At 65.3% G+C, this 12,156-nt stretch carries 12 protein-coding genes; 11 read left to right on the forward strand and 1 reads right to left on the reverse strand.

Translation table 11 applies throughout. From position 1 onward, the window contains the following. Positions 1–5: 5 nt before the first annotated feature. The 10 genes from KNN17_RS00310 (at position 6) to KNN17_RS00355 (ending at position 10,841) form a co-directional block, all read left to right on the forward strand. On the forward strand, positions 6–1,490 hold the full coding sequence (locus tag KNN17_RS00310; RefSeq protein WP_241706992.1) for an SDR family oxidoreductase: 1,485 nt from the start codon (positions 6–8) through the stop codon (positions 1,488–1,490). Between the two features lie 68 nt (positions 1,491–1,558). After that, positions 1,559–1,909, forward strand: coding sequence for an ArsR/SmtB family transcription factor (locus KNN17_RS00315; protein WP_241707149.1), 351 nt, complete (start codon positions 1,559–1,561; stop codon positions 1,907–1,909). After that, positions 1,906–2,643, forward strand: a complete 738-nt coding sequence (locus KNN17_RS00320; protein WP_241706993.1) for an aquaporin — start codon at positions 1,906–1,908, stop codon at positions 2,641–2,643. The genes KNN17_RS00315 and KNN17_RS00320 overlap by 4 nt, the downstream gene beginning before the upstream one ends. Continuing rightward, entirely contained in the window at positions 2,640–3,050 is a 411-nt protein-coding gene (locus tag KNN17_RS00325) for an arsenate reductase ArsC (RefSeq protein ID WP_241706994.1), read from the forward strand. The genes KNN17_RS00320 and KNN17_RS00325 overlap by 4 nt, the downstream gene beginning before the upstream one ends. Positions 3,051–3,098: 48 nt before the next feature. Then, positions 3,099–4,466, forward strand: coding sequence for an NAD(P)-binding domain-containing protein (locus KNN17_RS00330; protein ID WP_241706995.1), 1,368 nt, complete (start codon positions 3,099–3,101; stop codon positions 4,464–4,466). Between the two features lie 77 nt (positions 4,467–4,543). Continuing rightward, entirely contained in the window at positions 4,544–5,833 is a 1,290-nt protein-coding gene (locus KNN17_RS00335) for a MinD/ParA family ATP-binding protein (protein ID WP_241706996.1), read from the forward strand. 371 nt (positions 5,834–6,204) lie between these two features. Beyond that, positions 6,205–7,032: a hypothetical protein gene (locus KNN17_RS00340; RefSeq protein WP_241706997.1), complete on the forward strand. Its 828-nt coding sequence runs from the start codon at positions 6,205–6,207 to the stop codon at positions 7,030–7,032. Positions 7,033–7,191: 159 nt separating this feature from the next. Further along, a complete protein-coding gene (locus tag KNN17_RS00345) occupies positions 7,192–8,145 on the forward strand; it encodes a hypothetical protein (protein ID WP_241706998.1) in 954 nt (317 codons plus the stop codon). 87 nt (positions 8,146–8,232) lie between these two features. Then, entirely contained in the window at positions 8,233–9,453 is a 1,221-nt protein-coding gene (locus tag KNN17_RS00350; RefSeq protein WP_241706999.1) for an MFS transporter, read from the forward strand. 116 nt (positions 9,454–9,569) lie between these two features. Next, positions 9,570–10,841 (forward strand): acyltransferase family protein, encoded by a 1,272-nt coding sequence (locus KNN17_RS00355; protein ID WP_241707000.1) that lies wholly within the window; start codon positions 9,570–9,572, stop codon positions 10,839–10,841. A 14-nt stretch (positions 10,842–10,855) separates the two neighbouring features. On the opposite strand, the gene KNN17_RS00360 is transcribed toward KNN17_RS00355, so the two are convergent. Then, positions 10,856–11,125: an alpha/beta fold hydrolase gene (locus KNN17_RS00360; RefSeq protein ID WP_241707001.1), complete on the reverse strand. Its 270-nt coding sequence runs from the start codon at positions 11,123–11,125 to the stop codon at positions 10,856–10,858. A gap of 173 nt (positions 11,126–11,298) precedes the next feature. Here KNN17_RS00360 and KNN17_RS00365 point away from each other — a divergent pair, with 173 nt between their 5' ends. Continuing rightward, positions 11,299–12,081 carry a hypothetical protein gene (locus KNN17_RS00365; RefSeq protein ID WP_241707002.1) on the forward strand — a complete coding sequence of 261 codons (783 nt, stop codon included), beginning with the start codon at positions 11,299–11,301 and terminating at the stop codon, positions 12,079–12,081. The last annotated feature ends 75 nt before the right edge of the window (positions 12,082–12,156 follow it).

A 12,156-nucleotide genomic window follows, 5' to 3' on the forward strand; every position in this document is an offset into this window, starting at 1 on the left:
GCACAATGAATCCACTTGCAGTGGTATTGGGATCCACCGGCTATATCGGCGGACGGCTCGTCCCGCGTCTGCTTGACGCCGGTTACGACGTCCGCGTCCTGGTGCGGCACGCGAACAAGCTCAAGGATGTCCCCTGGGCAGCCCGCGTGGACGTGATGATCGGCGACCTGGAGGACGTGGACTCCCTGCGCGAGGCCTTTGCCGGAGCCGGCGCTATCTACTACCTGGTGCACTCGATGGGTCCATCGGGCCAGCGGTCCTTTGAAGAGACCGAAAGGCTCTGCGCTAGCAACGTTGCGCGGGCAGCGGCCGACGCCGGTGCCGGACGGATCATCTACCTGGGCGGGCTGCACCCGGAAGGAACGCTCAGCCGGCACCTCCGATCCCGCAAGGAAGTGGGCGACATTTTCCTCGCGGAACCGCAGGTGCCCGCGATAGTGCTTCAGGCCGGCGTCGTGATCGGTTCCGGTTCGGCGTCCTTCGAAATGATCCGGCAACTGACCGAAGTGCTGCCCCTTATGGTGGCTCCCCGATGGGTGCGGAACAAAGTCCAACCGATCGCGATCCGCGACGTGCTGTACTACCTGGTCGCAGCCGCCGGACTCCCGGCCTCACTCAACCGCAGCTTCGACCTCGGCGGCCCGGACGTCCTCCGCTACGACGAGATGATGAACGGCTACGCCGCGGAAGCCGGCCTGCGGCGCCGGCCGGTGATTGCACTCCCCGTCCTGACCCCATGGTTGGCATCCCAGTGGGTCAACCTCGTCACCCCCATACCCCGCTCCCTGGCCGTGCCGCTGATCGGATCCCTGCAGCAGAACTGCGTGGTCGGAGAACAGGACATCCACCAATACATCGAGCCGCCCGACGCCGTGCTGCTTGGATACCGGGAATCACTTCGCCTGGCGTTGGCGCGCGAGTCGGGCGGAGAAGTCGAAACCAGCTGGCAGAACTCCTCCGTTCGCGGCGCTCCGAGCGATCCGCTTCCCAGCGACCCGCAATGGGCCGGCCACCTGGTGTACCAGGACAACCAACAGCAACTCACGACCGCCACCCCCCAGCAACTGTGGCAAGTCATCGAAGGCATCGGCGGCGACAACGGCTGGTACTCGTTTCCCTTGGCCTGGTCCGTGCGCGGCTGGATGGACAAGATCGCCGGAGGAGTCGGGCTCCGACGCGGCCGGCTCAATCCCACCCGGCTGAACACGGGGGACGCACTGGACTTCTGGCGCGTGGAACAGATCGACCGCGGCTCCCTGCTGCGCCTCCGCGCGGAAATGAAGGTGCCCGGGCGAGCTTGGCTGGAGATGCGCGCCGAAGAAGCCGACGGCGGAGCTCTCTACCGTCAGAGGGCAGTCTTCTTCCCCAAGGGCCTGGGCGGACGGTTGTACTGGCTGGCAGTCCTGCCCTTCCACGGTGTCATCTTCAAGGGAATGGCCAACCGCATCACGGCAGCGGCGGCCGCGATCGCTGACGACGGTCCGGCCTAGCGTTAGACGGCCTTGCATAAAACGGTCTTGCTTTAAACATTGACGAATGTAAATATTTACGTGTGTCTATGTCATTGGAGTTGACGCCCGTCCAGACGGTGGCGTGCTGCTCGCCGCTGTCCAGGGAGCCCTTGTCGGAATCCGAAGCCGAAGGAATCGTGCCGCTGCTGAAAGCGCTGGGTGATCCGGTGCGGCTGCGGCTGATGTCCCTCGTGGCGTCCCATGAGGGCGGCGAAGCCTGCGTCTGCGATCTGAACGACGCCTTCGAGCTGTCGCAGCCGACCATCAGCCACCACCTGAAGGTCCTGCACGAAGCGGGCCTCCTTGAACGCGAAAAGCGCGGTGTCTGGGTCTACTACCGAGCCCGTACCGATGCCCTGTCCGGCCTGGCGGCCTTGATCGGGGGACAGGCCAAGTGAGTGTGCTGGTTCGGCGGGCCGTGGCCGAGTTCGCCGGCACCGCCTTCCTGGTCATGGCCGTAGTGGGCTCCGGCGTCATGGCTTCGCGACTGTCGCCGAACGACGTCGGACTGCAGCTCCTGCAGAACAGCGCCGCCACCGGTGCCGCGCTCGTGGCGTTGATCCTGGCCCTGCAGCCGGTCTCGGCATCATTCAATCCTGTGGTGACTTTGGTGGAACGCGCCTTGGGGATCCTGGACACGCCCACCGCGCTGGCACTGGTCGCTGCCCAGTTCGCCGGCGGCCTGGCGGGGACCGTGCTCGCCAACCTGATGTTCGGCCTCGATGCCGTGACGCTCTCCACGCATGAACGGGCCGGGGGAGGGCTGTGGCTCGGCGAAGTCATCGCCACGGCCGGATTGCTGCTGGTCATTTTCGGCACCATCCGCTCCGGGCGGCCTGACAGGGTTGCCTTCGCTGTCGGCGGCTACATCACGGCCGCCTATTGGTTCACCAGTTCCACCAGCTTCGCCAACCCCGCTGTCACCGTGGCCCGGATGATCACCGACACGTTCGCCGGCATCGCCCCGAGCTCCGCGCCGGCGTTCATCCTCGCCCAGCTGGTGGGCGGCGCCGTCGGGCTTTTCCTTGTCCGTGCCCTTTATCCGAGCGTTGCCTCGTTGCCTTTGCTCGCGCCTGTGCCCACGCCCGCTTCCGCGCCCGCCTCCGCATCCGATCGAAAGGTCCTCTCATGACCGTCAAGAAGCCCTCCGTCCTCTTCGTCTGTGTCCATAACGCCGGCCGTTCCCAGATGGCCGCGGCCTTCCTCACCACCCTGGGCGAGGGCCGGATCGAGGTCCGTTCCGCAGGTTCCCAGCCCGCGGACAAGGTCAACCCGGCCGCCGTCGAAGCCATGGCCGAACTTGGCATCGACATGTCTGCCGAGATCCCCAAGATCCTCACCACCGAGGCGGTGAAGGAATCCGACGTCGTCATCACCATGGGCTGCGGCGACGAATGCCCCTATTTCCCGGGCAAGCGCTACGAGGATTGGGTCCTCGAAGACCCGGCCGGCCAGGGCATCGAAGCCGTCCGCCCGATCCGCGACGAGATCAAGTCCCGCATCGAGGGCCTGATCGAGTCCCTCAGCACTGCCACGTAACGACACGCAGCGAGGCCACGGATCAAACAGAGGACAGGATTGGATTCAATGAAGAAACTACCCATCGCTGTGATCGGCGCCGGACCTGTCGGCCTGGCCGCCGTCGCGCACTTGCTTGAACGCGGCCTGGAACCTGTCGTCTTCGAAGCAGGCCCGACGGCGGGCGCCGCTATCGACCAATGGCGGCACATCCGCCTGTTCTCACCGTGGCGGTTCAACCTCGACGCCGCAGCCGTTCGCCTGCTTGAGCCGTCCGGCTGGAAAGCACCCCGCCTCACGGCACTCCCGTACGGCGGGGAACTGATCGACGACTACCTCGCGCCTTTGGCCGCCCTTCCGGCCATCAGCTCCCGTCTCCAGACAGGTGCGCGCGTCAGAGCGGTCACCCGTGCCGGCCTCGACAAAACCCACGTCCGCGACCGCGACACCACGCCATTCGTTGTGCGGGTCGAACACGAGGACGGCGAAATCCGAGACCACACCGTGGCAGCCGTCATCGACGCCTCGGGGACTTGGTCCACCCGAAACCCGCTCGGCGCCTCGGGCCTGGCGGCCATCGGCGAGAACACCGCCGCAGGCCGGATCTCTGCGCCCCTGCCGGATGTCATGGGCCGGGACCGCTCATCCTTCGCGGGCCGCCGGGTCCTCGTGGTCGGGGCAGGGCACTCCGCGGCGAACACCCTGATCAACCTCGCCGACCTCGCCAAGGACGAACCCGGAACCACGATCCTGTGGGCCGTCCGGGGCGCGTCGGCGGAGAAGGTCTACGGCGGCGGGGATGCCGATGGGCTGCCCGCGCGCGGGCAGCTCGGATCCCGGCTCCGCCGCCTGGTCGAGGCCGGAAAAGTCGAACTGCACGCCGGATTCGGTATCTCTTCGCTCAAGACCTTGGAGACCCATGTGAGCGTCGAAGCCGCTGACGGCCGCACCCTGGACGCCGACGTCGTGGTTCCCTGCACCGGTTTCCGGCCAGACGTGGACATCCTGCGCGAAGTCCGCCTCAACCTGGACCCAGCGGTCGAGGCACCTGTCGAGCTCGGCCCGCTGATCGACCCCGAATTCCACTCCTGCGGCACCGTGCCCCCGCACGGCGCCCGTGTTCTGGCGCACCCGGAGAAGGACTTCTACATCGTGGGCATGAAGTCCTACGGCCGCGCCCCGACGTTCCTGCTGGCCACCGGCTACGAACAAGTCCGTTCCGTGGCAGCGTCCCTTGCAGGCGACCAGGCCGCCGCCGACACGGTCCACTTGGAGCTGCCCGAAACAGGCGTCTGCTCCACGGACGCCGGCACAAGTTGCGATGTCCCCGCCCCGGACACCCTCGCACCCGTGGAAACCGGCACGGGCCCAAAAGCAGGCTCAAAACCGGGGTCCGAACTGCGCGGCATGGCCCATATGTCAGGTTTGAGGCCGTAGCCACCTAGAATTGCTGGTTGAAGCAATCTAAACGAGAGCCGCGGCGCACAACGCTGCGAGTCCTAGGGGACAAGACCATGCCGGATTCTGTGGACAACGAAGCCAGCGCCGCTGCATCAAACGAAGGGCAGCCCGAACTTCGTCGACGCCGCGATCGCCGCCGCGAAGAGGGTGACCCCTGGACGGGAACCATGCCGATCATTACGCCGAACGATTCCGACGCACCTGCATCCACTCCTGCCCCGCTCCAAAGCAGATCCTGGGCTGAAGCGGCAGCGGCCGCCGACGCGTCCGCCGGGGCCGTAACAGACTCGACCAGCGCTGACGCAAGCCCCGCGGAGCCACGCCGCGCGATCCCGACGGCGGCAGCACCGGCGTCGGGCGCTGTTTCCCCGGCTTCCGCACGGGCCGGACGCGCCGCCGCTGCCAATGCTCCGATTTCCGACTTCATCTCTTCGCCGGGTTCCTTCGTGCGGGAACAGAAGCCGCGACCGGTCGGTGGCTTCCGCGGCATGCTCTACAAGCTGACGGGCGGCGCCTGGAATCTCGGGCCCAGCGCCAAGCAGCGCGAGGAAGACGAACTGGCGCGGCGCATTTCCCGCCAGCTCCAAGGCAGCTACAACACGGCCGTCCTGAGCCTCAAGGGCGGCATCGGCAAGACCTCCACCACCGTGGGCGTGGGCCTCACTTTGGCGGAATTCCGCGGCGACCCGCCGTGCGCCATCGACGCCAACCCCGATTCGGGCGACCTTGTCGAGCGCGCCCTGGGCGAGGGTATCTACCAAAAGGCCACGCCGCGCACCATCACGGACTTGCTCAAGAACGTCGACAATGTCGATTCACTCACGGCGCTGGCCCGGTACATGCACCACGCCGGCCGGCTGCACCTGATCGCCGGCGAACAGGACCCGGAAGTTTCGGACTCATTGACCGCCGAAGAATACCTGCGGATTCGCGAGCTGATCTCCGGCTACTACTCCATTGCGCTGACTGACTGCGGCACCGGCGTGACGCACAATGCGATGAGCGGCATCCTGCAATCGGCCGACAACCTCATCATCGCCGCGGGCTATGCCGTGAGCGGTGCCAAGCGTGCCCGCAGCACCCTTCAGTGGCTTGCAAGCCACGGCTACGAAGAACTCGCCCGCAACGCGATCGTGGTGATCACGGACAAGGACGAGGTGTCGTCCCGCGTGGACAAGGACGCCATCGAGGAACACCTCTCCGGGATCTGCCGCCAGCTGATTGCCGTGCCGCACGACAGGGGAGTGGCCGACGGTGACCTGGTCACTCTGGACGTCCTGCGCCCCGACACCCGACGCGCGTACAAAGAGATCGCGGCCGCGATCGTGGACGGGTACGTGTAGCGCCTTCCCTTTTCGGCGGCCCCGCCCAACTGACTCGCATTAGATGTCGTTTAGAAGGCTCAAAACGACATCTACTGCGAGTCAGTTGGGTGGGGCTACTTAGTTATTGCCTGGCGTGACGCCGGCGACACTCTATTCGCTACTTGGTCTTGCGCGGGTAGGTGGCTGCTTTTACTCGACTACTACGTGGATTGCAAATTGTCGGTTCTGCCCTGATTTCCCTAGAGTTGCACCTGGACGTCGTTCGCTTTTGCGTGGCATCCTCGCCATGACCGGGAACTGGGCCCGGGCATGGTGCACCACATCCCGTGCCTTCATGACACCCCGCTGCGCCCGTTTCTGAACCCGAGGCCAGCACCCAGGAGCCTCCTTTGATTCCCAAAAAACTCATGCTCGTGTTCGCTGCCGTGCTTCTCCTCGGACTGACGGGTGCCACCGGCACTCACCCCTCCGCCGACACAGCGCCCGACGCCGCCCCCGCACCGATCGCGAACGCTGCACCCGCCGCTGAGGTAGCGCCGCTCGCCGCACCGACTCCAGCACCTCCCGCCGTTCCGCAGCCTGCCGCCGCGCCGGCGCCCGCCGTCGTCGTGCCCCAAGCTGGTTCCGTGAAGGTGCTCGACACCACCGCAGCCATCACCGACCCCAACTGGTTCCGGCAGGCCTACGCCGAGGGCTTCCGGCTGTACGTCATGCACTCGACCGCCTGGGGCACGTGCACCCCGTGGCAACAGACCCAGGCCCAGTTGAAGATGGCGCTCGACGCCGGACTCAAGATCGCGGTCTACACGCGTGACGCGTCGTGCTGGGAAAACGGGATCAAGGCCGCCGGCCCGTACGTGTCCCAATTGCAGTTCTTCGCCCTGGACATCGAACCCGGCGGATCCCTGGTGACGAGGGCCATGGTGGATGGTGTGCGGAGCCTGGGTGTGCGGCCTGTGATCTACAGCGGCAGCGGCATGTGGCCCGGGCTGATGGGCAACAGCACCGCATTCTCGGATGTGCCCCTCTGGGATACCGACACGAGCAACCTCAACTACGCCCGCTGGACCGCGAACTACCTGGCACCGGCCCCCGTGCAGTACGGCGGCTGGAACACGGCAAGCACCATGCGCGTCGGGATCCAGCAGAAGTTCGAACACACCCTGAACGGCATCAACGTGGACCTGAACTCGTTCAACGCGAGCTTCCTGAAGTAGGCGCTGCGCTAAATTCCTGACGCTGACGGAATTCCGTGGGCGCAGGGACAAAACGGGGTCGTCAGGTACGGGACGCGTCGGGATGATGTCCCGGGACTTGTCCACATGGAGGAATCCGGTGCTGTCGCGGGCCGCGATCCACGTGGCAGCTTCTTAGTCATGAACCAATTGCCCCGCCTGATCCTTAGCCGAGATCACCTTTTTCTCGGAACGAGCCTCAAGGAACTCGCCCGGAGTGCAAAAGCGGGTGCCCTGCACCGCGTCCGCCAAGGTGCGTACGTTGACGGCTCTGCGTGGGCGGCGCTGAAACCGTGGGAACAATACCGTGTCCGGATCAGCGCTGCGGCCGAAACTTCCAGTGCCCGGACCATATTCGCGAGGCACTCGGCGGCGTCTGTTTGGGGGATTCCCACCATAGGCCTGCATCATCCGGTGCAGGCCCTGACCCTCCAGAACGATGGCGGCCGCTCGCGCGCCGGGATAACCCGCCATTATGCGGACCCCGCTGGTCTCAAGGTATATCGCTGCGAGGGACTCCTGGTGACTGACAGGGTGCGCACCGTACTGGACCTGGCGGCTTTTACTCCGTTCGTCGAAGCCATCGCTCCCCTCGATCATGTGCTCAAAGCCGACCGCAAACGGGGATTGCCCGCCATCACGAAAGAGACCCTTCTGGAGCGAGCGGATGCAATTTACACGGCGGCGGCCATCCGGAGAATCCAAGCGGCGGTCGATTTCGCGGATTCCTTGTCCGGATCTGCGGGGGAATCCTACAGCCGGGCGTTGATGCACGTCGCCGGATTCGAGGCCCCGGTTCTTCAACGTGAATTCCGCGACGAAGAGGGCCTCGTGGGCTATTCGGACTTCTATTGGAGGGGTGTGCGGGTGGCCGGGGAGTTCGATGGCATCGACAAGTACCTGAAACCGGAATTCCTCAAGGGACGGACTGCCGCTCAGGCCGTTGTCGAGGAGAAACTGCGCGAGGACCGGATCCGCGCCACCGGGGCCGGCGTCGTTCGTTGGGTGTGGGCAGAACTCACGGCGCCTGGCGTGTTCGAACGGAAGCTGGCGGCGGGAGGCGTGCCCCGGCGCCGTCCGCGAGGAGCCCTATGACGCGCGGAATGCCTGACGCAGCCGGAAATCCCTGCGCGAGAGATATTTGGCGCGTCGGAAAGGAGGCGGCGTCCTAGGATGAAAGGGATGACGACCACCAGCACCCTTCAACCCTTCAATCTCCGCAGCATTGCGTTGCCCGCCTTTGGGCCCGCGTTGCTTTTCTGTATCGGCGAAGGCGCGGTGCTTCCGGTGGTGGCGTTGTCCGCCCGAGACCTTGGCGCCTCAGTGGCCGTGTCCGCGCTGGTGGTCACGTTGATCGGTTTGGGGTCGTGGTTCTTCAACCTGCCCGCATCGCTCATCACTATCAAGTTCGGCGAGCGATGGGCCATCGTTGCAGCAGGCGCCGCCGGAGCATTTGCCCTGTTGGCCGCCGGATTCGCGCCGCTCCTTGCGCACAACGGCATTTGGCTGCTCGCCGCGGCGATGACCGTCGTCGGGATGTCCACGAGCGTCTTCAACCTTGCCCGCCAGAAGTACCTCACCGAAGCGGTCCCGGTCATCTACCGCGCACGCGCACTCTCGACCCTGGGCGGCGTCACCCGGATCGGCGTGTTCATCGGCCCGTTCGTCGGTGCGGCCGTCATGCAGTTCGCCGGGATCAGCGGCGCGTATTGGGTTGGCGTGGCGGGCATGGCAGCCGCCGCGGTGCTGTCCCTCACCATCCCGGACCTCGTGTTGCCGGACGACGTCGACGGCGGGCCCAAGGGTCCCGAGCCCACCCTCCGCGGCGTCGCGGTTTCCCACGCGGGCGTGTTCCTCACTGTCGGGACCGGAATCCTGCTGCTCAGCGCGCTGCGCGCCTCACGCCAAGTGGTCATCCCGTTGTGGGCGGAACACCTGGGATTGGACGCAACGCATGCATCGCTGATCTACGGGCTGTCCGGCGCGATCGACATGTTGGTGTTCTATCCGGCCGGCAAGCTCATGGACCGCAAGGGGCGCATGTGGGTCGCTGTGCCGTCCACCCTCATCATGGGCGCTGCGTTGTTCCTGATGCCGTCGTCCGCCGATTTCGTGGGGCTGCTGCTGGCCTCGCTCCTGATCGGCTTCGGGAACGGCATCAGCTCGGGACTCATCATGACGCTCGGAGCCGATTTTTCCCCGGACAAGGGCCGCGGGCAATTCCTCGGCTTGTGGCGGTTCATTTCCGACGCCGGTGCCACCGGCGGACCCGTGCTGCTCTCCGCCCTCACTGCCGCAGTGTCCCTCGCCGCGGGCGTCTGGGCCACCGGCGTCCTGGGCGTGGCCGCGGCGGCGGTGTTCGCCGTCGCGCTCCCGAAGCTCAAGCACCGCAGGAACTACTAGGGCCCAACTGACTCGCAGTAGATGCCGTTTTGAGGGCTGAAAACGACACCTACTGCGAGTTAGTTGGGTAGGGAGCTCCCAGACTCCGGTCAGGTGCGTCCGGTATGGTGAATTGGATGTTCTCAGTCATCTCGCCTCCGCATCGTGCCCCCACTGCGAATCCGACCGCTGGGAATCCCGATACAGACAGCGCACCCCCGCTTGGTTCCGGGCCGGAGAATCACCTGCCGACGAGCGCTCCGAAGCAGTCCCGGCCTGATCTCGCGACGCTGACCGCACTGCGTTTTGTGGCCGCGCTGTGGGTGGTGTTCTTCCATCTTCAAGCCATGCAGCAGACTTTCCTCGCCCCCGTCTATGAGTTGTTCCGCCCGATCATTGCCAACGGCGACCTTGGCGTGGATGTGTTCTTTGTGCTCAGCGGCTTCATCATCACCTACACATACCTTGACCGGCTGGGCCCACGGTTCCGCTGGCGGGCTGCAGCGGACTTCGTCTGGGCCCGGTTCGCCCGGATGTGGCCCGCGTTCGCACTGGTGGTGGGCGTGTTGGGCCTCTGGTTCGTGTACGGAACCGCGCAGGAATCCGTGCGGGAATGGTCCCTCCAGACCCAGGCCCCGGACCTGTCGCCGTGGGGGTTGGCCAAGCAGCTGCTGATGATGCACCTCTGGTTCCAACCCGGTACCGACGGCGCCAGCTGGTTCGGCCCGGGCTGGACGGTGAGTGCCGAGTGGCTTGCCTACCTGGCGTTCCCGCTGCTCGCACTGGTCCTGTTCCGGCTGCGCCGGCTGCATACGCTCGCAGCAGTGGCCGCCTCCGTGCTCGTCCTCCTGCCGACGGCGGTCTGGGGTCCGGACCTGCCGATCGCCACCACCGAGCATCAACCGTATGAATGGCTGCTGCGGATCGCGTGCTGCTTCGTTGCCGGCGCTTTTGCGTGCATAGCCGCACGGAACGCTGACCGCATGAAGTTCAATCCTGCCCTGGCCGGTCCCGGCGCCCTCCTGACCGGGACCGCCGTCGTCGTCTTCCTGGCGACGGCCGGGAAACCCGGCCCGGGACGGCTGGCCGTGCTTGCCTTCCCGCTGCTCATCGCCCTGCTCAGCCTGACCCGGGGCTGGCTCCGCTCGGCGTTGTCCGCGCGGTGGCTGCAGTACGGTGGCCACAGCTCCTACAGCCTGTACTTGGTCCACATGTTCTTCATCTACCTCTTCTACTGGCTCATCAGGGACTGGCCGCAGGGAGCGAGTCCGCTGGCGGAAAACCTGCTCGCGGCTGCGTGCCTGCTGGGGATTGCCTTGGCCACCCACCTGCTGTTCAAGTACGTCGAGGAACCTGCCCGGCTCCGGTTGCGCGCACTGGTGCCGAGGGCGGCCCCCGCAAGCGGGTGACCCGCTCGTGAACCTCAACCAACGGAACTGAGGAACGCGATGGCGTCCTCCGCTTGTTCTACCAGTGAATAGCCGTGCTCGGGTTTCTCCGCGTCGCCCTGCCCTCGGAGGTCGGGCGCGTAAACCCTGAAGCCCCTCAGCAGGGGCACAAGGCGGTCAAAACTACGATGGGATTCACCCCAGGCATGTAACAGCAACAACGGCTTCGCATCGGCGTCGCCCTGGACAAGACACGGAATCCGGATGCCCGTGGTGAGCCTGAGATCCAGGACTTCGGCACCCATAGCATCAGGGTACGCCTCGACATCGGCACTTGGGCGACTGCCGCCGTCGGGCATTCATGTCCAAAAGCGAAAGTCGGGGAGCCGGGCGATCCGGAGGCGGAATCGTTGACACTTGCGAAGCATTGGCGTTCGATGATCGCAGGGGGAACTGCCTCGGCGGTGAGGAACAGTTCATGCGGGTCATCCGGAATGCGAAACCTGTATCCATCGTGGCAGGCAGCGCCCTGCTGCTTGAAGGCGGCGCCGGGATGTGGCTCGCCGCCACAGCGCCGGCTGGACCACAGAACGGCAGGATCGTTTTCCTGGCCTTCTACATTGGCGTCATTGGCCTGATTCGGGGTGTCGTCATCCTGTCATGGGACCGACGGTCCAAACCGATGGCGCTGATGCGGGCGCAGGCGGCCGATGCCCTTCCTTTCATCCTGCCCGCCACGGTGATGGTGTCCGAGCTTCTCTCCCTCCCCGAAATCACAGACCCCGGTCGCCCATATCTGTGGATGGGCACCCTACTGCTTGGATCGGCTGTCATTTCCGTAGCACCTGCAGAGAAGACGGACCTCTTGGAGATCCCGCCGCTACGCCCCGGACGGTTTCCCGATTGGCTCAGATGGCAGAAATTCGGTGCCGGCTCGCTGTGGATCGCACTAATCTTCACTGCCATGTTCTTCACCTGGCCACGGCAGCTTCAGACTTTTGCGCCATTGATCATTGTGCTGGCGCTCGCCCAGGCGGCCGTGAGCGTTTGGCGAATTATCGAACACCGACAGTTTTCCAAGGTCGGGGTGCACCTCTCCGGACTGCAGATCAATTGGCTACGCGTCATCCATGTCAACCGCGGACATGAGGCTGCGGTGAAGGAACTCCGCACGATGTACCCCAAGATGGGGCCAGCCCAAGCCGACACCATCATCGAAAACCTCTACCGGGCGGAAGCGCTCAACGGGCCGAACCTCTAGATCTGACCACCTTTGAACACCTCAGCAGTCCGGAATCCTCGAAAATTCGGGGATTCCGGACTGGAAGGTTGTTCA

It is taken from the genome of Arthrobacter bambusae (genome assembly GCF_022606295.1).
Taxonomy (GTDB): Bacteria; Actinomycetota; Actinomycetes; order Actinomycetales; family Micrococcaceae; genus Arthrobacter; species Arthrobacter bambusae_A.